Here is a 21,807-nt window from a genome sequence, read left to right as displayed (position 1 = left end):
TCATGTAAAAGTTATTCTCATTATAACATTTTTCGACAAAATCCCCTAAAACCTATCCGAGTCTCTCCGATATTAGTAGGGTGATTACTACAATGGAGGGATTTCAACATGAAAAAAATTGCTGTAGTGTTACTGCTCGCCTCTTTCATCATTGCAGGTTGTTCGAACACAGAGACGACGAAAAAGGACACAGAATATAGAATTGGGATACTCCTTTCAGATGCCGGCCTTGGTGACGAATCGTTCAACGATTCTGCCTTCCGCGGCTTAGAAAATGCCCGTGACGAATTCGGAATGATTTTTGATTATCGTGAGGCAACAGACGGAGATCCTGAGGGTGCTCTGACCGAGCTCGTTGAGGAAAACCATGACATCGTTATTGCACTGGGTTTCTCTGCAAAGGATGCTCTTGAAAATGTTGCAGCAAAGTACCCAGAGCAACAATTTTTATTGATAGATGAAGTATCGGACATGGATAACATCATTTCCATCACCTTCAAGGAACAGGAAGGAAGCTTCCTTGTCGGCATGATCGCTGCGATGACCAGTAAAACCAATAAGATAGGCTTCATCGGCGGTGTCGACGTCCCCCTTATTCACCACTTTAAAGCGGGTTTTATTCAAGGTGTTAAATATGTAAAACCGGATGCCGAAGTGTTCGTCGATTTTGCAGGCACATTTGATGATCCAGAACTTGGAAGAACTTTAGCACTTGCTCAAATCGAGAAAGGCGCTGATTTTATATATCACGCTGCCGGGTTTACCGGATACGGTTCCCTTCAAGCTGCTGAGGAAAACAATATTTATGCAGCAGGAGTGGATATCGATCAATTTTTTGTTGCAGAAAAAGCCGTTGTTACATCGATGATCAAAAAAGTCGATCAAGCGGTTTATGATATTGCCAAAACACTTCATGAAAACGGAAAAATTGAGGCTTCCTCTTTCCAACTCGGGTTAGCTGAGGATGGAGTCGGTCTGGCAGAAATTCGCTTAAAATCACTGACTCCAGAAGAACAACAACTGCTTGAAGATGTAACGAATAAAATTACTTCAGGGGAAATAACCGTTGAAGCGGAGTAAAGGAGATAGACTATGAGACTGAGAGAACGTTTACTAACTATCGCTATCATTCCTTTAATTTTAGCGGTAATTGTCATTTCAACGATGATTGTTCAATTAATCAATATCCAAAGCTCTGGAGAAAATGATGTGCAGATCCTCCTAGAGGTAGAGCAATTAAACGGAGAACTGGCCGCTGTTAGGCAATCCCTCTCCAATTACACATACAATGCATCCGAAGCGAATAAAACAGAAGCTTTAAATACATTTGAAAAAATTCACACTCGCTTTGAAGATCTAGAAGCGAAAATGACGGAGACAGATCAGCTACAAATTTTAGCAAAAGCGAAGGAGAAGTTCGAAGCGCTTTCAACAGAGTCAAACGAAGCATTCGAGCAAAATGATGTTCCAACTGTAAAAAGACAATCTCTTCGAACATCTGGAATTTTAAATGATATTTATCTCCTTGATAGGTTGACGGATGAATGGTACCAAGAAATGCTGCAACAGACTGAAAAGAAAATAAATTATGTCGTGATATTTTCCAGCATAAGTATAGTGGTTATGATTCTATTATCGGTCGCTGCTTCATGGTTGGTGGCGAGAAGAATCACGAAACCGTTGAATAGTGTCGTTCAAGTGGCCAACCAAATTGCAGCAGGGGATTTAAGCAATCAAATTGAATTATCGGACAAAAACGCAAATAGCAAGTTTGAGATCGAACAATTGAATTTCGCTTTCGCCTCTATGATTAATCATTTGCGCGGAACTGTTCAATCGATTGATCAAATCGGAGATGAAGTAACTACCTTCACGAGGGATGTTTCCGAGCAAATGAGAAAACTGCAAGAGGTGAGCACCCAGGTTGCTGCTTCCACAGAGGAATTGGCAAAAGGAAGTGAATCAATTTCTGAGGATATTCAATCCACTGCTTCACTGATGACCAGCATGAGCCAAGATTTTCTCCATGTTCAGGATGAGAGCAGACTTGCATCCGAAGCGAGTTTGAGCGCCTTTCAATCGGTCCAACAAGGGCGTGAATCGCTCGAAAAACAAGGGGAAATCGCCCAGCGTCTGTCTCTTTCAACAGAGGAGATTGCCTGCTCGGTTCAAGATTTTACTCAATTTACTGATGAGATCAATACCGCTGCCCAATCCGTACGGGAAATTGCCGAACAGACGAATTTACTTGCCCTTAACGCAGCAATTGAAGCTGCAAGAGCAGGCGAAGCGGGTAAAGGTTTTGCAGTCGTCGCTGATGAGGTTCGCAAGCTTGCCGATGATTCAACAAAAGCAACCCATTTAATTACAACTATGGTATCAAATATCATGGACGGTCTGCAAAGCATTGTAAAAGCAACCGACCTTGGCCATGAATTATCAACGCAGCAGAATCAAGCGAAAGTAGAGACAGAGCACGCCTTTGAAACCATTGCGACAGACGTAACCTCCATTCAAGAAAAACTTGAAGAGCTTGTCCGCAGCATAGAAAGATCGAATAAGATGAGCAATCAAGTAACGGGATCAGTGGAAAACATCTCTGCTATTACCGAAGAAACAGCTGCAGGAACGGAGGAAATTTCCGCTTCAACCGAGGATCAGCTTCAAGCCTTCGAACAAGTCAGCCAAATGGTCGCAAAGCTCAGAGGAATGACCGAAACCATGCAAGAGGAATTAAGCAAGTTTAAATTGTAAAAAAAATTGTAAGCAACCGCATTCTTTAACTGAATGCGGTTTTTACCGTTTATATGTTTTTTCCAAGGTTAACTTAGGCCGATGAAGACTTAAGTAGCGCGAATGGCGGCTGTTATCTGCCCGCTGCAATAATAATAGATGCCGCCATTACATGTGCATTTGTTTCAGAAACTGACACACTCACACTCAAGCAATGACGAAATTTTGCGTTTAAAAAAAGCTCCGTAACTCTATACAGGCGCATCCTCACTTGTTACTGGCGCAATTATCGCCAAAACTGGCACTCTCTCATCCGAAGCTCACACATTCACTCCGAAGCAAGCGCAATAAGCTCCGCCATTCAAAACAGCGCCCTTAAGAGCGCTGCGTTTCTCACCAGTTCCGGAAATTTTAAGAAGAATAGCCATAAATGGGAGCAATTCACCAACGTATGCGGAGCCTAACCGATTACTAAGGCTCCGTAAACAAGTGCCCCTGCGATTACATAGGCAGGATGCACCTTCATTTTTTCCATTAAGACAAAGCTCAAGCCGCCGATAAAGAGCGTTTGCCCAATACCAATTCCTTCATAGGATGAGAAAAAGAAATCATACGTCATAATCCCAAGCAATACCGCAATGACTGGTCGAATATAAATGGTCATCCATTTTACTTTTGGTGATTCCTTATACTTCATTAATAAGCCTAGAAATGCAATCATGAGGATGAGCGAGGGACCAACTGTAGCAAAAACGGCCACAATGGAGCCGAGAATTCCTCCTTGCTGATAGCCAATATAACCGGCCATTTTCGTGGCGATAGGACCGGGCAACGCATTTCCCAGTGCGAGCATTTCACTAAATTCATTAACGGTAAACCAACCGTAACGATCGACCACTTCATTTTCAATTAACGGGATTGAAGACGGGCCACCACCGTATCCAAGAATCCCTGGAATGAAGAAAGCTAAAAAGATCTGCCAATAAATCACGCTCCCTCTGCCTCCTTCTTTTCCTTACTTGATGAATCCTTTTTCCATAACGCAGCCACTAATAAAAGAACAATAATAATAGCCGGATGAATATGTAAAAATTCCAACACAATAACACTCGCAATAATAAATATAATAGCCCACTTCATGCCAAGCTTTGAATTCGTCGATTTTTTCACAAAATCCCAAGTTAATGTGCCAAGCATCACCATGACGACGGGAACAACGGCTACAGACATCCCGTGCACCCAAGGCTCGTCCTTGTATGCATTTAAGACCGTTAACAGAAGGATCATGAGAATAATCGTCGGAACAATAGAGGCAAGAATAGCATTCAACATTCCTATTATTCCACCAACACGATAGCCAATATAACCCGCCATTTTTGTATTAATTGGCCCTGGAAGCGCATTAGCGAGGGCGAGGATATCTCCGAATTCATCTGAATCCATCCATTTAAAATTATCGACTACCTCTTTATGTACAAGCGGGATTGCTGATGGACCGCCACCGTAACCTAAAATCCCCGAGCGAAAAAAAGCGATAAAAATGTGTAGTTGCTTCATTATTTTCAATGTCTCCCTTTTGATGGCTTGCGGCCTTCTCGTGGCCACAAGCCTTCTTACCATTTTACCACGCGGCAATCGATCCGTCTGTCCTCGATTCCGTTCCCCCCATTAACACACCAGTGTCCGGATCGCGCCAAATGATTTGACCACGACCAAATCCACCTGTATCAACAGTTGCTTCAATTTGATGACCCTTCCGTATAAGTGCTTGCGCAATATGATTCGGAAACTGCGGCTCAACTTGAATCCTTTTATCCCCTATCCACTGCCAACGTGGTGCGTCCAAAGCAGCCTGCGGGTTCAACCCAAAATCAATGGTATTCATTATGACCTGCATATGACCTTGAGGCTGCATATATCCTCCCATTACTCCGAAAGGACCAACAGCCTGATAACCTTTTGTCAAAAAGCCTGGAATAATGGTATGATAGGTTTTCTTTCCTGGCTTTAATGCATTAGGGTGCTCCGGATCAAGCGAGAAATCATGGCCCCGATTTTGCAAGGAAATTCCTGTACCAGGAACGACTAGGCCAGAACCAAAGCCCATATAATTGCTTTGAATGAAAGAAACCATATTTCCCTCACCATCAGCAGTCGCCAAATAAACGGTGCCTCCACGAGGCGGTTGATATGGAGTCGGATCAAGTGCCTGTTCAGCTATTTCCATTCTTCGTGATTTCCCATAGCCATCTGACAACAGCTCTTCAACCGTTATAGGCATATCCCTTGAATCAGTAATAAATGCTTTGCCATCTGTATAGGCAAGCTTCATTGCCTCAATCTGTTTATGATACGTATTAACTGTATCCTTCTCATTAAATTCAAACCCTTTGGCAATATTTAATGCTAAAAGAGCGACCAAGCCCTGACCATTAGGCGGAATTTCCCACACATCATAGCCACGGTAATTTACCTTAATAGGCTGCACCCATTCAGCCTTATACTCGGCGAAATCCTCCTCAGCGAGAAAACCATTGTATTTTTTCGAAAACTGAACCATTTTCTCAGCCAATTCACCGCGATAAAAGCTTTCCCCGTTCGTTTCAGCAATCGAACGAAGCGTTGATGCATGACCGGCCGATCTCCAGATCTCCCCGATTTTAGGTGCTCTCCCATCTGGAGCAAAAGTTTCAAACCAATGCTGGAATTCCTCATCCGTTAGTTTTTGCTTATAATTACGATAAGCAAGCTCCCAATATTTTCCGAGTATCGGTGTTAGCGGATAACCGTTTTCCGCATAATCAATTGCAGGTGCTAACACCTCTTGAAGAGACAGCTTGCCAAAACGCAGTGATAATTCGGCCCAAGCGGATGGAGCGCCTGGCACAGTAACCGGAACTAAACCATGGGTCGGCATTTTTTCAAAGCCTCTCTCCTTGACAGCTTCAATGCTAATTGATTGCGGCGAAGGTCCGCTACCGTTTAACCCATGCAGCTTCCCTTTCATCCATACAAGCGCAAACGCATCGCTGCCAATTCCATTCGATGTCGGCTCCACAACGGTCAATGTCGCTGCCGTAGCAATCGCCGCATCGATCGCATTCCCACCTTTTTTCAGTATATCAAGGCCTGCTTGTGCCGCTAGCGGCTGCGAGGTTGCGACCATACCTCTATTTGCTAATACAGCCGTTCGCTGCGATTGATATGGGTAATTTAAAAAATCAAACTTCATATGTATGTCCCCCTTTATCGTAGACCCTATTTTCAGAATATGACGCAAATTGTTTCGAAATGCGTATTATCCAGCCAAAATTGGTGACGAGAGTCTTTTTCTTATTTTGAAAAATACGAAAAAACCGTACATAAGCTATACGCAAACGTTCACTTTGCTTATGCATGTTCAATGCCTGTATCCTTCGCAGGCTTTACATGAGCCAGAAGTTAACAGTCAGCATTTTTAAATTCCGAAAGACGAAAGATTCGTATACTCGTATTGTAATAGACAAGTGGAAAATTCACAATTTTTGTTTTTTTGAGAAAGCCATTCACATTTTTTTACGAGGCACAGTTCTAATCAAAAAAACATAGTCATGAATTACGCGGGTTTGCGAGATCATTGTGCATCTGAAACCACTCTAAAAAACCGCATTCCATCTATTTTGGAATGCGGTTCGAACAACGAATCATTATTGGGCTTCAATTAAACCGTAACGGCCGTCCTTACGCTTGTACACTACATTCGTAAGGTTTGTTTCCGCGTTGGTAAAAACGTAGAAATTATGACCTAGCATATTCATTTGCAGAATAGCTTCTTCGCTATCCATTGGTTTCAAATCGAAGCTTTTTTGGCGAACAACCTCTAATTCTTCCTGCTCTTCTTCTGCTGCAGGTGCATCCGGCTCTTCAAAGCTTGCAAACAGTGTATTGACACCGCCTTTTTCACGGAATTTGCGATTTACTTTTGTTTTATGTTTGCGAATTTGGCGTTCTAATTTATCTGTGATTAAATCAATCGCCGCATACATATCATCATGAATTTCCTCTGCACGTAACACAAGGCTTTGCATCGGAATCGTTACTTCTACTTTAGACTTCTTGTCATTGTAGGTCTTTAAGTTAACATGGACATTTGCTTCAGGAGTTTCAGTAAAATATCTTTCGAGTTTAGCAATTTTCTTTTCAACATACTCTCTAATTGCTGGAGTTACCTCAATGTTTTCTCCACGTACGTTAAAATTCATAAGTGAACTCCTCCTTTTTGATTATCCTTCACCTATCAATCCTTTTGCGCCCCGGTCACCGTCACGGCTCAGACGACAAAAGATGTGATATATAGCCCTTTAAAAAAGACTATATATTATATTTCTATTTTAACCCAAGAAACTCCTGCTAAAACAGTGAAAAAGGTTTAAAAAGTTTGTCGAAATGGTGAAGGAGAGAAATGCATGCCCTATTCCTTGCTTTGTCTGTGACCGCAAAGATACGCCGTGAAATAAAGAACTGCAACTCAAAAAACGACCCTTTGCAGGGCCGCTTTGTTTAACCTTTTATATCAATATTCCCACCAAGATGGGGCTGAGCAGCATGTTGAAGTGCTTGTACATCGACGCTGTCCATCATTTGATTAATAAAATCCGTTGCATTTCCTTCTGCCATATCCATCGTTTTTTTCAAAAGGGCGATCGATGCCTGTTGGCTTGCTTGCCCTTGGCTTAAAGCCATTGATAATCGTGCGACGTCCATTTGGAACCTCCGATTTCACCATGATTCTAACGGTGTACTGTTATTTTTTCTTATCAAGAAACATACCATCTACAGATAAATTATCATATAGATTTGCGTACTGTTCGTTTTTTTGTTTCTTTAATTGGAGTGTTTTTATATCCTGCTTTATCATGTTCTTTCTTTGCTCCATTAAAGCCTGGATTTCGTGCTCTTGACGCGCTAACTCCAGCTTTGTTTCCTCATTCAGATGAGAAAGATCGGATAGTTGGTTTAAGAAACCTTGCCTTTTCTCAAGTAATTCATCGATTTTTTCAATCTGTTCTTCCCGCTGTTCAATTAAAAACTCGCCTTCAAGCAAATTCTTCAATTCCTTTGAGACAATCATGAATTGGTCAAGTTCTCTCATTACGCTTGGCCACTTTCAGCATATTGTTTTCTTGTTGATTGAATAACTTCCTTCCACATATCACGGAACTCCATTACAAAGCTCTCAACTTCTTCAAGGATTTGTGTATCATTCTTCAAATTGGCCTCAACAAGTCTCCTATGCAAATAATCATACATTTGCATTAGATTATGGGACACTTCAACATCCATATTTAGTGTTACCATTAGCTCTTGCACGATGTTTTGAGCTTTAAGCAAATTTTCGTTTCGCTGCTCAACTTGATTATCTTCGATCGCCTTTTTTGCCAGTTTAATAAACTTTAAACAGCCGTTATATAGAAGCAATGTTAATTCTCCAGGTGATGCCGTATTAACTGAATTTTGTTTATACGCTTGATGCGGTTGATTCATTGCCATTTCCTTATCACCTTCTATCAACTTATTGTTGTTGTGCTCCCATGCCTAAATAAGAAAGTAACATATTTGATTGGTTATTTAGGTTCTGCATCGCCTTTTCCATCGCATTAAATTGGCTCCAATAGCGATTTTCCACCATTTTCAAGCGGTTTTCAAGTCGGGAAATATCATCTTTTACTCTTCCTAACTGTTTACCTAATGTATAATTATCCTCTGTTTTAAAAGCATTTCCCGCACGCTCTTCAATCTTTTTCACGGTGTTTGAAAGCGTATCACGAACACGTCTTGCTAAACCTTGCTCAGCATAAGTTGGACCGTCTGCCATAAACAACTGGAAAATTGCCTCCGGATCTTCCTCAATAGCTTTTTTCAGCTTTTCTTCATTTATTTCAAGCTTTCCGCGAGCCATATAATCTTTCGTTGTCGTAATACCAATCTCTGCCAATTGATTAAACTTCGGATCGGCTAAAGTAACCTCGTTAGCTGTTACCTCTGTATATAAATTGTTTCGCAACGTAGTCATTGCAGTATCCAAAATTTGATCCCTGCGCAGCAAACCGCTTTTCGCTTTTTCTTCCCACTGCTCAACCTCTCTATCTGACATGGCCATTTTTTGCTCTTGTGTAAGAGGTGTAAAGGTAGAAAACTTTTGTTCAGTCAATTTCCCATTTACTTTATCAAGCAGCTCGTTGTACTTATTGACAAAATCTTTAATCGTCGTCATGATTGCATCAGTGTCAGTGCCGACTGTTATGGAAGTAGATTGGCCTGCTACCGAATTATTATGCAGCGTAAATGTGACACCGTTCATCGTAAATGTATTGGAAGCACGTTCAGTTTCTAATCCATTAACAGTGAATTTAGCATTTGTTCCAGATTGCTCCTCGGTTAAATGCAATGATTGTGTAAAAAAGTCTGCTGAAGCCCCTGTAAAATTTATGGACTTGCCTTCACTATTTGTAAGATTACCTGTATCTTTTCGCTGTGCAACGATTTGATCTGTATGACTATCATAGAACATGTTAACGCCCACGTTAGAGCTATTGATTTGGCTCAGCATGCTATCTAATGATAATGTACCAGCGATTTTGAAATCATTTTTTCTTTTGTTCGTAGAGCCGTCTTCTTTATAGGTTTCAATATTGAATTCTAAGTAGTTATGATTAAATTTTAAAGAAAAACTGCTGTCGCCTTCAAGCTTCGTTCCAAATGACATACTTCCAGTATTTTCATCAATGTAAACCGTGTTCGCATCCTTCGTTTCCGGTATGCTTCCCACTACTACGTCAAACTCCTGCACTTCCCCATCAGCATTCGTAACTTCTAATTTTCCATTGGCATTGAGATTTAATACTTCAGAAACAGCACCTTTTGGAAGTTGAAAATTTGTGGCACCTTTTTCAGGCACTTTAAAGCTACTTGTTACCTCTTCCTGCTTCCAAGTAAATCCTTCTAGCTTATCTCTTTGCGACCATAAGCTTTTAGTAGAATCAATTTTCTCACCTTTACTAATAGCCGCTGTACTTTGCATTCTAGCTGCCGTTGCGATCGTCACATTTTCAATCTTGTAAGAGATCGTTCCAGCATTAGGAGCTGCCTTTGCGGTAACAACATCTGAATTGGAGCTAACCGCTGTTCTTGTTAGCATATTCGCTTGTCTATAAATTCCATCAAAGATAAAATTGCTAAATTCGTCTAACAATTTATTCATCTCACGATAGCTATCACGCTGCCATTCAATGATTTGCTTTTTTTGATTTAATTTATCAAGCGGTATTCTTTGAGCCTGCATGAGTGAATCAACGATGGATTGAGTATCCATTCCACTAGCAATCCCTGAAAATCTAATTGTACTTACCATGATTTTGCCCTCCTATTTACAGCTTTTTGTCTATAAACAGACCTAGATATTCTGTCATTTTCGCATACATATCCAATATTTCTTTATCCGGGATTTCTCGCACTACTTCCTTCGTCTCTTTATCAATGACTTCTACATAATAGCGATCCAATTCCTCATGGAGTTTGAAGACGACCGAAGTGAATTTCGGTTGTAAAAATTCATTCATCCCTTTTACGATATGTTCTACCTCTTCTTTTGAAAGCTTGCCATTATGCTCTTCTTTTATTTTGTCCTGATGTCTGTCGTGATGTTGTTCTGATTGTCTTACTCGCCCTGTTCGGTTAGTTGGTATCTCCTTTAAACCAGCAGAAGCTGTAAGAGAAGATGAATTCGCAGTAAGGGAAACTCCTCCAATATTCATAAGAACAACTCCTCATTTTTATCCTAATTATTATATCGGACAAGAGAAGAGAATTTTTAAGTATTATTAGGATATCTATTTCCAAGTTTTAATTATTTATCTTGCACCAATAATAGCGGCACTCCATTTTGGTATTTTATATTATAGATAAATCTTTCAGTTACTATGGTATTGCTCTGTAAATTTAAATCCCTTGAGCTCTCGAAAACTCTGTTTTTCATTACAAGGTCAAACAAATTAATAAAATCAGCGTCCAAACCATGACTCGTTGATCTAAATGTTTTTCCGTCTACTTCCCCCTGACCGATTTGAATAAACTTACAGCCCTCAACCTGTTCGCAAAACTGCTTCTTAACATGATGATTAATTAAATTATCATTTGTGCCATGAAAACAAATGATATTACAGTTATTGTCTACTTGTTTATAAAGGTCTGGCAAATACAGGAGTCCTTTATCGAAATCCAATCTTGAAGCGAGGTAAGAGAATTCCGTATTTACTCTCATTTGTCCAATATTACTAAATAAAAAACGAGAACTCTTTAGATACTCGGGGTATAACCAAGAAGAATTATCAATTAACAAAGTAAATAGATTTGGTGCGAAGGCATTACAAAGGTAGCATAAATATGCCCCATGCGAGTGACCGTACAATATAATTTTTTTTGTATTGTATGGCAAATTGTTCTCTTTTAAAATTTGGACTATATAAGACAAAGATGTCACGTGATCCAAGGCTTGCATAATCCCCATATCATTAAAATTTTCAATTTTCTCATCTAAATCCTCATTAACATTGAGCTCTATATTATATTTACTCCCCACCTGAAGAAATTTATCGCTATTAAAACCTTGTCCAAAAACTTGCTTCATCTCAATTGAGGTAAAAATATTGCTAACTTCTTCTTTCGAAATTTGAGTTGTAATTCGGTTACTTCCTTGCATAAATTCTTGTCCAAAATAGTGACATTGTATGGTGATTAAATTGTATTCATCAGCAAATCTAGTACGCATTTTTTTGTATACATTGGATTGTGCATTTGCTCCAAAACCGGGTATAAGCAAGAGCAAACCTGTGTTTTCATTCACTATCTCTGGAAATGAAAAGTAAATTTTCATCTCCCTCTGACTATTATTGTTGTATATATTTGGGTGCGCCGGAACATTCATTTCATAATCTGTTGACATATTGCTACCTCTATTCTCAATCAAATTTCCAAGTCTACCAATAGGTATTTTTATTATTGATAATGATTAATCACTTTTCGAACAGCCTCAATAACTGATTGCACATCTTCATCAGACATTTTCGGAAAGAGAGGAATCGTTATGGCAGATTCGTACCATTCTTCCGCAATCGGACAAAGACCTTTTTCATACCCTAGCCCCTGATAATATGGATGGTGATAAACGGGCAGATAGTGGACATGTACACCGATATTTTCTGCCCGAAGAGCTTCAAAAATAGCTCTTCGTCCAGCCTTAAACTTCGATAAATCCAACTGGAGCATATATAAATGCCAGCTCGAATCCGTTGACTGCAACTGATAGGGAATTTGCACACCGTCAAGTTTAGAAAATTCTTTGTTGTAATTAGCAACGATCATTCTTCGTCTCTCGATAAAAGAATCCAGTTTCTTCATTTGCGAAACACCTAGAGATGCCTGTAAATCGGTCAAACGATAATTGTAGCCTAACTCAATCATCTCATAATACCAAGGGCCTTCATCCTTAGATAAATGAAGGTTGGTAATCCCATGTGAACGGAACCGTTTTAATTTCTCTGCATACTCCTGCGAATTCGTGACAATCATTCCTCCTTCGGCAGTTGTCACGTGTTTGACTGGGTGAAAGCTAAACATTGTCATATCAGCAAGCGTTCCTATCTTTTGACCTTTGTAACTTGCACCTAATGAATGAGCCGCATCCTCAATAACGACTAGCTTATGTTCTGCTGCTATTTCTCTAATAGCGTCCATATCTGCAGGTTGTCCCGTAAAATCAACAGCAACAATGGCTTTTGTATTTTCAGTAATAGCCCTACTGATTTTTTTTGGATCAATATTGTACGTGCGTTCATCGATATCAACAAATACCGGTCTTCCTCCACAATAAAGAACACAATTACTGCTTGCTGCAAATGTAATAGGGGAAGTAATCACCTCGTCACCCTTCCCAATTCCGGCTGCAAAACAAGCTCCGTGCAAAGCTGCTGTCCCATTAGAAAAGGCAACTGCATACTTTGCGCCAACATATTCGGCAACAGTACGTTCAAATTGTTCGATTGCAGGTCCCTGCGTAATAAACGCTCCCTTCAATGTATCGACAACGATTCGAACATCCTCTTCATCAATCCACTGTTGACCATAGGATAAATAGTTGGCTCTCACTGGTTGACCACCAAAAATAGCAAGTGTCATAATGTCTCCTCCAAAAAAGTCACCCTTAAATAAGGTGACTCGTTTTAATCCATTGTTCAGTTCGGCGCAATCCCTCTTCGAGACTTACTTTTGGCTGCCATCCTAAAAGTTTGTTTGCTTTTTCATAGTTACACAGTAGCTTTTGAATTTCACTTTGAGGATGGATATGCTCCACATGTTCAATTCTCGCTGAGTCTTCAACAATTAATTTCGCTAAATCATTGACTGAAATATCTCTGCCAAGGCCTGCATTGACGATTTCTCCATTCACCTGCTCCGAATAACCAGTTTGGACAACAAAATCAGCACAGTCATCTACAAAAAGTAGATCTCTTGTTTGCGTACCTTCGCCATAAATGCTTAATTTCTCACCAGCAAGCTTCTTCTTAATAAAAATGGCGACAACACCACCTTCGCCTCCTGTTTTTTGGAAGGGACCATATGTGTTAAAAGGCCGTATCACCACAGTCGGCAAGCCGTAAGCATGATAATAGGACAATACCATATTTTCGGCAGCAATCTTCGAACCAGCATAAGGTGAAGCTGGTTTAATAGGATGCTTTTCCGTAATTCCTGTCTCATCAAAACAACGATCATAAACCATGCATGTACTCATAAACACGACCTTGACGTTATGCTTTCGGCATTGTTCCAGTATGTAAAAGGTTCCTACCGTATCATTATTAAAAGTTGTACGAGGGTCATCGATTGAATCTTGGACATTAATGGACGCACCAAGATGATAGCAAATATCAAAAGCGTTCTTGGAAAAGATCTCTTTCAGCAACTGTTCATCTTTAATATCCCCGATGATGAATTGTTCAAGTTCCTGTTTAAATTCTGCGATATTCTCTTCACGCCCATTCGACAAATCATCTAAAATCCAAACTTTATGCCCATCTGAGAGTAGTTTTTTCGCAACGGCACGACCGATAAATCCAGCTCCACCAGTAAGTAACACGTTCATTTTTGTCCCACCTTACTTTATACAATGTCCCACGATAATGGGGTTCCTTTTTTCACATCTACTTTCGCCTGTTTTCCTAATACATTTTTGTAATGCTTTGGAGGCAGACCAAATCCTGGTCGGATAGCACGAATATTGTCCTTCGTCAACATTTCACCCGCTTTTATATCGTTGACAACGTATAATGAACGGCGATCTTTTAACGAACGCTCCTCCGCTTTTGTTGGCCCATAGCTAATTTGACCAAGACTTTGCCATGCTTTTTCAGTCTCTTCTACGAGTGCTTGCATTTCCTCTGGCTCCATAGAAAACGCAGCATCTGTTCCACCTTCAGTTCGAGAAGTCGTGAAATGTTTTTCGATCACAGTTGCACCTAAAACAACGCTCGCAACGCCAACTCCTATTCCCATCGTATGGTCGGATAAACCAACCTCACATTGGAATAACTCTTTCATGTGAGGAAGAGTCAACAGATTCGAATTCTCAGGAGAAGCCGGATAAGTACTCGTACATTTTAACAGGATAATATCTTTGCATCCTGCAGCGCGGGCAGCACGAATAGATTCATCGAGCTCAGCTACTGTTGCCATTCCTGTAGAGATGATGAGTGGCTTTCCAGTAGAAGCTGCCTTTTCAATAAGAGGGATATCCGTATTTTCAAAGGATGCAATTTTATAACATGGTACATTAAGCTCTTCAAGAAAATCCACTGCTGTCTCATCAAAGGGAGAACTAAAAGCAATAAGTCCTAGCTCCTGACATCTCCGAAAAATCGGTTCATGCCACTCCCAAGGGGTATAGGCTTCTTTATATAGGTCATAGTAAGACGTTCCCTTCCATAAACTTTCCGGGTTATCTATATAAAATTCTCCTTCTTTTATATCTAAAGTCATAGTATCTGCTGTATATGTCTGCAATTTCAATGCATCAACCCCAGTCTTAGCTGCTGCTTCTACAATTTGCAACGCCTTTTCTAAAGACTGGTTATGGTTCCCTGACATTTCCGCTATAATAAAAGGCTTATGTGCAGAACCTACGAGACGCCCTCCAATATTAATCGCCATTTCCAACCTCCATAATTGCTTTAACAACAGGGTGTATTTCATGCTTTCGATTTGCTTGCATGAGTAATGTTGATTTCGCTGAAAGCTCCCTTAATTTCTCAGGGGATTCCATTGCTCTATTTATTATATCGACAAGTTCCCTTTCTTTTACACCTTCATGCCAGCCCAGACTCCATATTGCTCCATACTTAGCTGCTGCAACGGTAGACTCCAGTTGGTTTTCAGCAACAATCGTCACAATCGAAGGCACCCCAAGATAGCAGCGTTCCCACATCGTAACACCTCCGGCCCCCAACGACAAGTCGGACTCTCTCATTAAGTCGGCAAGATAATTGATTTGTTCATAATAGCGGAAGCCTGATTTCTTACATATTTTTGCAATTAAATCTTTCTTTAGGTTTGATAGTCCAACTACTACATGAACCTGGACATTCCCCTGCACTAACTGACTAAGGGCATACAGCGCCTTCACCGTTTCCCCTGTCGGGTCAGAGCCACCGTAAAAAACTAAAATATTGCCAACCTGAGCATTTGTCCGAATCCTATTTTCTTTATAGAACTCCGGTCTGAGAAGTAAATAGGATGGTCCCAATAACTTTTCACATTGCTTTGGCACTAAAGCATCGTATCTGCTCTCAAAATTCTCTTGATAATTCTGATCTAAAAGAAGATCGCAATCATGCTTGCGATTCGCCAAATCATCAATCACCATAAGCTTAAGCTTACTTAATTTTCTTTTTAAAACACTTTCCCATTTTTCGTCTATTTGATAATGATCAACAATCACTAGATCACATTCTTGTTCTTTCAATATGGCTACTGTACGCATAGCATCATACTCAAATTTCCCACTAACAGCAATCACTTCAAAACCGAAAGACCTCACGTACTCGATCATATTACCAGCTAGCTCAGCACAAATAAAAGTAACCCTGGCTCCATTCCCCTTTAAAAAATTGGCCAAGGTAAGACAGCGCATCATATGTCCAGTTCCTATTGTAAACGAAGCATCTACGCGAAAAAAAATATTCATCTCTACACGACCGGTTTTTGCTCGATATGAGCGTTAATTTTCGCAATTTCAGGATGGTCTAAAAGAAAACGTACGACCTCTACTGAAGGTACAAGTAAATCCCCTTTGAAATGCTCAGCAATCTGCTGACATAGTTCATAGTCTTCTTCTGTGTCTAAGGTAATTCTAAGATGAGGATGGCTGAGCCCTTGAGGTAGAGCTACATAAGACCACGAAAACTCATGATGCTTTTCATACGCATAATAAGTTACATGTTCTATATGACGCTGCTCCTTACCATGCTTCTCAATATATTTCAGTGCAGCAAATGAGAATAATTCAACTGCTAACCCTCTTGGCAATTCTCCTCCAATTTTTATAAAATCACTCGGAAATTCTTCCATTCTCATAATCATCTCTGATGCTAATTGAAAATCAACATACGGACAATCAGCGGTTACTCTAATAACATAATCGGGATTATATCGTTCCGCTGCTTGCACATAACGAGAAAGGACATGTTCTTCAGAACCACGAAAATAGGCAATATCTTTTTGTTTACACCACTCTTCCACAATATCGTCTTGTGCAAGGGTGGACGTTGCCACTACTACATCACTCACTCCGTTCATTTTTTTACATCGCTCGACCACATATGAAAGAACATCTTTTTTGCCTAAGGGCTTTAAAATCTTACCAGGCAATCGGGAAGAACCCATTCGTGCCTGAATAATGACCATTGTTTTCATAAGCCGCCACACCTATCAAATAAATTTATTGTACTTCTGGAATATAGTTAGAGAATTTGCTTCCGCATGTATCCCACATATTTTTCGTCATCTCATATATATAAACATGATGATATTTGTTATATTTAAAAATATGTTCTGAAAAATACCCCACTTCTCTAGCACCCTGTTTCAAATGAAGCTTTCTGACTCCCTCGTTTTCTTCCATTACTTCTCCTACAAGCTTATTCAATCCCATCGTTTTAAAAGCGTAATTATAGACATACGGACCGATAAAGCCACCTAACATACTAAACTTCGGATTCCCAATATAAAAGTTCCAATAAGCTCTCTTATCACGAGAATGAATATCCGTTATGGAAACAAGTCCGATCGGCTCGTCTCTATAGATCATAATCCAATAATAACTGTGAGGATCTTTTTTAATGGACTCAAACCAGCTTCTCTGTTTTACTAAATCATACTCAATGTCGGTATACATATACCTCGTTACAAATTCGCTCGTCCGCCAATTTAAAATTAATTCTAAATGTTCTTCTTTAATAGAAACAAATTGCATAATATCACCTAATAACAAGTTCTCTAGTAAAATGCATCATTAAATCATAGCCATCCCAAACTCCTCCAAAAGCTAATGACTGTCCTACAGGTACAATCCGGTCAATACTCCTATTTTCAATAGCGTTTGCAAAATCTATCAACGCCTCTCGCGTAAAACCAAAATAGGATAAAGTCTGATCCTTATCATCAAGTAGAGAATTTAAATCCTTTAATTTCGGTAATTCTAATTCATAAAATAGTCCCCCACCGCAATGCCTTTCTTTCATTTCCCTATTAATAGCTTCCAATTGGACACGAGTGAAATTCTGTTGATGCATAAAAGAAGTCGTTTCATTATCAATACTTAATAAATAACCTGTCGTTAATTTCTGCACCTGCATTGCTGCCGATAGCTCTTCCAGATGAGCATCTAAATGGTCATTTAATTCGTTCCAAAAACGCTTTTGTGCAAGGGCAATTAAATCTGGACTTCCAATCCATGCGATCAAGCGAGGGGATGAACAGGCCATTTGCGAAAACCAAAAACCATCATTATAAAACTGATGAACAAATTCTTTCATATCGGACTCATTTGCATTAATGACTTCCTTTGCCTCAAAGGCAGACAACGAAAAACGATCGGGAAAAACCAACTCAGTGGCTAATGGCGCCAGCGGTATAGAACGAATTTTCCGCACCGTCTCATCTCCGCCCCAAACAATTCTGATATGACAACGCTCTGATAAAAAACGGGTAATTTCATCATTATGTTCATAAGTAACAATTGCAGTTCTACTAGCAACCTCTGGATACTGAGCAATCTCTTTTAATATTGCCGCAATAAGCAGATCAGTTTGCTGCTGTTCACGTCCGGAAACTCGCAATATATTGTTATTTCCCGCAAGCATCGAAAGCACCCACGAATAAACAAATATTGTATCAACATTGGAAGGGGCAAAATGCAATGCAACTCCCCGTGCCCGTAACAGTCTATTGTCAGCTCTTTTTAAAAAGGAAGCTTTCATTTCCTCGATATGTGCCCTTCTCAACCAATAGGCGAGTGTAATTAATTCTGGGTATCTTCGATAAGTATGATCCTTTAAGATCGTTTTTGATAATGATTGCAGAAAAGCAACCACTCTTTGATCAAATGGTTTTAGTGGCTTCATCTGGATAACAGACTCTATCTGGGTTTGCCATCTTTCCGAGGTAGCTGGCCAATAAAATCTCATATCGTCTTCCCCACCTTTTTGTCGAAAGCGAATGTATCACTACATCCGCGTAGCTCTGCTTTTGGTATTCTACCTGCGACAGAAAAATACTTTCCCTTCCAACCGCATGAGCAATCATCTTCACCATGAATGGTCCCTAAATCTTCTGTCAACAAACTGTGCCCTGGATAACTTTTTGGTAAAGTACTCAGCACTTGAATCAATCCTTGTTCACCAAAGGGAAGCGGCTGAAAAGAAAGGGGATCTCTTATAATAACATCTGCATAAACGGGTGTATGAAGATGCCCCTTTGGACATTCTACAAAAATGGAGCCGACTTGCTCGACCATTCCATAATAATTATGAATCGATTGAATACCAAATTGTTGGAAAAGCATGTCCTTAAATCTCTCATTACTAACAGACTGATCTTTTAACTTTTTCCAACCGCCACCATGAATCAGCACACTGTCTTTTAAATTTAATTTAATTCCTTTGCTTAAAGCAGCTTGATAAAAATATTGCCAAATCATAAATGTAAAGCCAAATAGAAGAACCCTTTCATCCTTGTGTTGTTCCAAAAATTCATTTAAACCGTCCCAATCGATCGTCATATCATCATGGAGCAAGTAAAAATGCCTTCTTCCAAAATTGGAAAATCCTAAAATCCCTGCCCCTCTGGCACTAAATGATTTTCGGTCCTTTAAAACATTTTTTGTGTCAATCATAATCATTGGTAAGCGTTTCTTGCCAAGCAAGGGGGTCATAACTTCTACAAGAGCTTTAGTCTGTGCCTTAGCTGTGTCTTTATCTAAATATATTTTGGATACTTGCTGACCTGTTGTACCGCTTGATGTTAAAACCTTAAAAATATCGTTCTCTTCAATGGAGTGCAATGCCAGCATTTTAAAAAGTTGAACTGGCAAGAAAGGAATCTCCTCTAAGTTTGTTACTTCTAAAGCATGATTCGATTTACTTAGCATTTGTTTATATGGTTCACAGTGACTATAATGAAATTTCGTCAGCTCATTTAATTCTGCTAATAAGTAATTCTGTTTGTCAGCACTTTTCGTCATAAAAGGTTCCACTATAACATCATTTCCTTTAACACTACATAATTTACTTTACCATTCGCTAGTCTTGGGATATCCTCCACCACTTTAACTTGAAAAGCACTTCTATGTAGCTTATATAAATCTTCCATTAGCCTCTTTATCTCTTCCTTCAATTCCATCACATCGGTTACTACGAATAATTTATCATCCGTACCTACACAGAAAACGTCCTTTCGCAAGGTTTTTTCAAGCTGCTTTTCGATCTCGTCCAAATTTAACCGTAGCCCAAATAATTTAATAAATCGCTTCATGCGGCCCTTAATGTAAAAGTAACCATCTGCATCGACTTCCGCAATATCTCCCGTATGCAGCTTGCCGTGTAGCTCATCACCTCTTGCTAAATCGTTAAAATCTTTGGCATAGCCCAGCATCACATTAGGACCCTCATAGATTAATTCTCCCGTTTCTTCATCAATCGTTAACTTTCCATTTGGGATCGCCTTTCCTATGCTTCCTATTTTGTTAAGAATCTCTTCTGGAGGTACATAGCTAATCCGTGGTGCTGCTTCAGTTTGACCATACATCACATAGAATTTTTTAGCAAATCTACTCGCATACTCAGCATAAACGGAAATGAGTTTTTCGCTTAACCTTCCCCCCGCTTGCGTAAAGTATCTCAAATGAGGCAGCTCCATTTTTTGAAAACCAATTCTCAAAAGTGTTTGATAAGTATAAGGCACCCCTGCCAGTGAAGTGGCTTTCTCATTTTCAACAAACTTCCAAAATTCTTTCGAAATGATGCTATCATTGGTTAATAAAATGGATGCTCCTACGTGAAGGTGGCTATTTATGATGGAAATACCGTACGAATAATGGATGGGTAGGTTAACCAAGCCTCTGTCATCTGTTTGTAGATGTAAATATTCGGATATCGATTTTGCATTAGCAGCAATATTTTCATATGATAATTTCACAAATTTCAAGCTTCCAGTAGTACCAGATGTACTTAATAAAAGAGCGACATCTTGAAAAATCTCATAGTCTGGAGCCACACTTCTTCTTAAAATACCAGCTTCAATTGACTTATAATCTTCATGATGAACATCACCAATTATATATGCCGGCTGATACGAATCAATAATCGTTTGTAAAAGGCTTTCCTCCAGATCTGCATTAACTAACATAACTGCATCTTTATTTTGAAGGACAGCCAAATAAGAGACAATATACTCATAGTTGTTTTTGGCCAAAATCAGAATTAGTTGTTTATAAGAGGCTCTTATTTTCTTTTGCAATCTCTCCATATCCTGTTGTAATTCACTGTAAGTATATGCCTTACCTACCTGTTCGACTACAGCAACGCGATCCTTATATTCATTGAAATTATTCCAAAATGTATGCATGATTTCTCACCTGTCTATTTACGAATTATATTAGATTTTAAACTATCGCGACTAAAGAATCTCCATTCTTCTTTTTCATCGGCCAAAAATAAAAAAAGTGTAGATAAGGAGCCATTAAACGACCATGCCCCCATCTACACCGATCACCTGCCCAGTAACATATGAAGATAAATCTGACGCTAGAAAAAGAAAGACGTTCGCCACTTCTTTCGGCTCTCCAATTCGCTTCATTTTAATACTCTCGATCACTTTTTCCAATCTTTCGTCTTTATAATGACCTATTAAATCCGTGTTTATAAACCCAGGTGCTACCGCATTAACTCGAATATGATACGGTGCTAATTCTTTCGAAACCGATTTTGTTGCACCTATCACCGCAGCTTTGCTTGCTGAATAAGCAGAATTTCCTTCAATGCCATTCGTCCCTGCTATTGAACTGACATTTATAATAGAACCTTCCTTTTGCTTCATCATGATACGCGATGCATACTGCATATGGTACAAAACAGAATGTACATTCGTTTCCATTGTTTGCCCTATAAGCTCATCACTAACCAAACCAAGCAGTGATTCATTCATCACACCTGCATTATTAATAAGTACATCAAGTCTGCCGAACTCTTTCTTGATTGCCTTAAAGCTATTTTTTATGCTCGGAAAATCTTTAACATCATAGGTTAGCACATACGGACTAATTGAACTAACTTTCGCTACCTTCTCTATTGTCTCCGTTAAAGAAGCTGCATTGCGAGCATGCAATATTAGTCGTGCGCCATGCTCCGCAAATAAAAGAGCTGCTGCTTGTCCTATTCCTCTCGAAGCTCCCGTAATAAAGACTACTTTATTCTTTAATAACATTTG

The 21,807-nt window shown here is 39.6% G+C and carries 22 protein-coding genes; 2 read left to right on the top strand and 20 right to left on the bottom strand.

Annotation, left to right across the window (positions count from 1 at the left end):
- Positions 1 to 108: 108 nt before the first annotated feature.
- Together NST02_RS04170 and NST02_RS04165 are read left to right on the top strand one after the other, a co-directional pair.
- The gene (locus NST02_RS04170) at positions 109 to 1,080 is read left to right on the top strand and encodes a BMP family lipoprotein (RefSeq protein ID WP_340948136.1); all 972 of its coding nucleotides are present in this window, start codon (positions 109 to 111) and stop codon (positions 1,078 to 1,080) included.
- A 12-nt stretch (positions 1,081 to 1,092) separates the two neighbouring features.
- Positions 1,093 to 2,754 (top strand): methyl-accepting chemotaxis protein, encoded by a 1,662-nt coding sequence (locus NST02_RS04165; RefSeq protein ID WP_212934362.1) that lies wholly within the window; start codon positions 1,093 to 1,095, stop codon positions 2,752 to 2,754.
- Between the two features lie 439 nt (positions 2,755 to 3,193).
- Here the strand turns inward: NST02_RS04165 and NST02_RS04160 are convergent, their stop codons facing one another.
- From NST02_RS04160 to NST02_RS04065, 20 genes are all read right to left on the bottom strand, one after another.
- The gene (locus NST02_RS04160) at positions 3,194 to 3,724 is read right to left on the bottom strand and encodes a chromate transporter (protein WP_137743566.1); all 531 of its coding nucleotides are present in this window, start codon (positions 3,722 to 3,724) and stop codon (positions 3,194 to 3,196) included.
- The gene (locus NST02_RS04155) at positions 3,721 to 4,290 is read right to left on the bottom strand and encodes a chromate transporter (RefSeq protein WP_137743565.1); all 570 of its coding nucleotides are present in this window, start codon (positions 4,288 to 4,290) and stop codon (positions 3,721 to 3,723) included. The genes NST02_RS04160 and NST02_RS04155 overlap by 4 nt, the downstream gene beginning before the upstream one ends.
- Positions 4,291 to 4,354: 64 nt before the next feature.
- On the bottom strand, positions 4,355 to 5,965 hold the full coding sequence (locus NST02_RS04150) for a gamma-glutamyltransferase family protein (protein ID WP_137743564.1): 1,611 nt from the start codon (positions 5,963 to 5,965) through the stop codon (positions 4,355 to 4,357).
- 454 nt (positions 5,966 to 6,419) lie between these two features.
- Positions 6,420 to 6,974 (bottom strand): ribosome hibernation-promoting factor, HPF/YfiA family, encoded by a 555-nt coding sequence (hpf, locus tag NST02_RS04145; protein WP_137743563.1) that lies wholly within the window; start codon positions 6,972 to 6,974, stop codon positions 6,420 to 6,422.
- 298 nt (positions 6,975 to 7,272) lie between these two features.
- Positions 7,273 to 7,476, bottom strand: coding sequence for a YjfB family protein (locus NST02_RS04140; RefSeq protein ID WP_137743562.1), 204 nt, complete (start codon positions 7,474 to 7,476; stop codon positions 7,273 to 7,275).
- Between the two features lie 40 nt (positions 7,477 to 7,516).
- Positions 7,517 to 7,864 (bottom strand): flagellar protein FliT, encoded by a 348-nt coding sequence (locus tag NST02_RS04135; protein WP_137743561.1) that lies wholly within the window; start codon positions 7,862 to 7,864, stop codon positions 7,517 to 7,519.
- Positions 7,864 to 8,262 carry a flagellar export chaperone FliS gene (fliS, locus tag NST02_RS04130; RefSeq protein WP_137743560.1) on the bottom strand — a complete coding sequence of 133 codons (399 nt, stop codon included), beginning with the start codon at positions 8,260 to 8,262 and terminating at the stop codon, positions 7,864 to 7,866. Before fliS ends, NST02_RS04135 begins: the two co-directional genes overlap by 1 nt.
- A 22-nt stretch (positions 8,263 to 8,284) precedes the next feature.
- Positions 8,285 to 10,123: a flagellar hook-associated protein 2 gene (locus tag NST02_RS04125; RefSeq protein ID WP_137743559.1), complete on the bottom strand. Its 1,839-nt coding sequence runs from the start codon at positions 10,121 to 10,123 to the stop codon at positions 8,285 to 8,287.
- Between the two features lie 16 nt (positions 10,124 to 10,139).
- Entirely contained in the window at positions 10,140 to 10,526 is a 387-nt protein-coding gene (gene flaG / locus NST02_RS04120; RefSeq protein ID WP_137743558.1) for a flagellar protein FlaG, read from the bottom strand.
- A gap of 92 nt (positions 10,527 to 10,618) precedes the next feature.
- Positions 10,619 to 11,713, bottom strand: a complete 1,095-nt coding sequence (locus NST02_RS04115) for a DUF2920 family protein (protein WP_137743557.1) — start codon at positions 11,711 to 11,713, stop codon at positions 10,619 to 10,621.
- Positions 11,714 to 11,766: 53 nt separating this feature from the next.
- Complete coding sequence (gene pseC, locus NST02_RS04110; RefSeq protein WP_137743556.1) at positions 11,767 to 12,945, bottom strand: UDP-4-amino-4,6-dideoxy-N-acetyl-beta-L-altrosamine transaminase; 1,179 nt, start codon at positions 12,943 to 12,945, stop codon at positions 11,767 to 11,769.
- Between the two features lie 25 nt (positions 12,946 to 12,970).
- Positions 12,971 to 13,912, bottom strand: coding sequence for an SDR family NAD(P)-dependent oxidoreductase (locus NST02_RS04105; protein WP_137743555.1), 942 nt, complete (start codon positions 13,910 to 13,912; stop codon positions 12,971 to 12,973).
- Between the two features lie 17 nt (positions 13,913 to 13,929).
- On the bottom strand, positions 13,930 to 14,976 hold the full coding sequence (gene pseI, locus NST02_RS04100; RefSeq protein WP_137743554.1) for a pseudaminic acid synthase: 1,047 nt from the start codon (positions 14,974 to 14,976) through the stop codon (positions 13,930 to 13,932).
- Positions 14,966 to 16,009: a UDP-2,4-diacetamido-2,4,6-trideoxy-beta-L-altropyranose hydrolase gene (gene pseG / locus NST02_RS04095; RefSeq protein WP_137743553.1), complete on the bottom strand. Its 1,044-nt coding sequence runs from the start codon at positions 16,007 to 16,009 to the stop codon at positions 14,966 to 14,968. The genes pseI and pseG overlap by 11 nt, the downstream gene beginning before the upstream one ends.
- A 2-nt stretch (positions 16,010 to 16,011) precedes the next feature.
- Positions 16,012 to 16,737, bottom strand: coding sequence for a cytidylyltransferase domain-containing protein (locus tag NST02_RS04090; protein ID WP_137743552.1), 726 nt, complete (start codon positions 16,735 to 16,737; stop codon positions 16,012 to 16,014).
- A 25-nt stretch (positions 16,738 to 16,762) separates the two neighbouring features.
- A complete protein-coding gene (gene pseH, locus NST02_RS04085; RefSeq protein ID WP_137743551.1) occupies positions 16,763 to 17,296 on the bottom strand; it encodes a UDP-4-amino-4,6-dideoxy-N-acetyl-beta-L-altrosamine N-acetyltransferase in 534 nt (177 codons plus the stop codon).
- Between the two features lie 4 nt (positions 17,297 to 17,300).
- A complete protein-coding gene (locus tag NST02_RS04080; protein WP_137743550.1) occupies positions 17,301 to 18,509 on the bottom strand; it encodes an acyl-CoA reductase in 1,209 nt (402 codons plus the stop codon).
- Positions 18,506 to 19,564: a LuxE/PaaK family acyltransferase gene (locus NST02_RS04075; RefSeq protein WP_137743549.1), complete on the bottom strand. Its 1,059-nt coding sequence runs from the start codon at positions 19,562 to 19,564 to the stop codon at positions 18,506 to 18,508. Before NST02_RS04075 ends, NST02_RS04080 begins: the two co-directional genes overlap by 4 nt.
- 11 nt (positions 19,565 to 19,575) lie before the next feature.
- Positions 19,576 to 20,946: an AMP-binding protein gene (locus NST02_RS04070; protein WP_137743548.1), complete on the bottom strand. Its 1,371-nt coding sequence runs from the start codon at positions 20,944 to 20,946 to the stop codon at positions 19,576 to 19,578.
- 114 nt (positions 20,947 to 21,060) lie between these two features.
- Entirely contained in the window at positions 21,061 to 21,804 is a 744-nt protein-coding gene (locus NST02_RS04065) for an SDR family NAD(P)-dependent oxidoreductase (RefSeq protein ID WP_340948130.1), read from the bottom strand.
- Positions 21,805 to 21,807: the final 3 nt, after the last annotated feature.

The sequence above is a fragment of the Robertmurraya sp. FSL W8-0741 genome, assembly GCF_038004005.1.
GTDB classification, from domain to species: Bacteria; Bacillota; Bacilli; order Bacillales; family Cytobacillaceae; genus Robertmurraya; species Robertmurraya siralis.
This window is presented reverse-complemented; position numbering and strand designations above follow the sequence as displayed.

Bases quoted from the DNA above. Each gene is read 5' to 3' on its own strand.
- NST02_RS04155 (WP_137743565.1), bottom strand. From the start codon at position 4,290: ATGAAGCAACTACACATTTTTATCGCTTTTTTTCGCTCGGGGATTTTA.
- NST02_RS04070 (WP_137743548.1), bottom strand. From the start codon at position 20,946: ATGCATACATTTTGGAATAATTTCAATGAATATAAGGATCGCGTTGCT.
- pseH (WP_137743551.1), bottom strand. From the start codon at position 17,296: ATGCAATTTGTTTCTATTAAAGAAGAACATTTAGAATTAATTTTAAAT.
- NST02_RS04090 (WP_137743552.1), bottom strand. From the start codon at position 16,737: ATGAAAACAATGGTCATTATTCAGGCACGAATGGGTTCTTCCCGATTG.
- fliS (WP_137743560.1), bottom strand. From the start codon at position 8,262: ATGGCAATGAATCAACCGCATCAAGCGTATAAACAAAATTCAGTTAAT.
- NST02_RS04170 (WP_340948136.1), top strand. From the start codon at position 109: ATGAAAAAAATTGCTGTAGTGTTACTGCTCGCCTCTTTCATCATTGCA.
- pseC (WP_137743556.1), bottom strand. From the start codon at position 12,945: ATGACACTTGCTATTTTTGGTGGTCAACCAGTGAGAGCCAACTATTTA.
- NST02_RS04115 (WP_137743557.1), bottom strand. From the start codon at position 11,713: ATGTCAACAGATTATGAAATGAATGTTCCGGCGCACCCAAATATATAC.
- NST02_RS04135 (WP_137743561.1), bottom strand. From the start codon at position 7,864: ATGAGAGAACTTGACCAATTCATGATTGTCTCAAAGGAATTGAAGAAT.
- NST02_RS04105 (WP_137743555.1), bottom strand. From the start codon at position 13,912: ATGAACGTGTTACTTACTGGTGGAGCTGGATTTATCGGTCGTGCCGTT.
- pseI (WP_137743554.1), bottom strand. From the start codon at position 14,976: ATGGCGATTAATATTGGAGGGCGTCTCGTAGGTTCTGCACATAAGCCT.
- NST02_RS04165 (WP_212934362.1), top strand. From the start codon at position 1,093: ATGAGACTGAGAGAACGTTTACTAACTATCGCTATCATTCCTTTAATT.
- hpf (WP_137743563.1), bottom strand. From the start codon at position 6,974: ATGAATTTTAACGTACGTGGAGAAAACATTGAGGTAACTCCAGCAATT.
- NST02_RS04125 (WP_137743559.1), bottom strand. From the start codon at position 10,123: ATGGTAAGTACAATTAGATTTTCAGGGATTGCTAGTGGAATGGATACT.
- pseG (WP_137743553.1), bottom strand. From the start codon at position 16,009: ATGAATATTTTTTTTCGCGTAGATGCTTCGTTTACAATAGGAACTGGA.
- NST02_RS04140 (WP_137743562.1), bottom strand. From the start codon at position 7,476: ATGGACGTCGCACGATTATCAATGGCTTTAAGCCAAGGGCAAGCAAGC.
- NST02_RS04080 (WP_137743550.1), bottom strand. From the start codon at position 18,509: ATGAGATTTTATTGGCCAGCTACCTCGGAAAGATGGCAAACCCAGATA.
- NST02_RS04150 (WP_137743564.1), bottom strand. From the start codon at position 5,965: ATGAAGTTTGATTTTTTAAATTACCCATATCAATCGCAGCGAACGGCT.
- NST02_RS04075 (WP_137743549.1), bottom strand. From the start codon at position 19,564: ATGACGAAAAGTGCTGACAAACAGAATTACTTATTAGCAGAATTAAAT.
- flaG (WP_137743558.1), bottom strand. From the start codon at position 10,526: ATGAATATTGGAGGAGTTTCCCTTACTGCGAATTCATCTTCTCTTACA.
- NST02_RS04065 (WP_340948130.1), bottom strand. From the start codon at position 21,804: ATGTTATTAAAGAATAAAGTAGTCTTTATTACGGGAGCTTCGAGAGGA.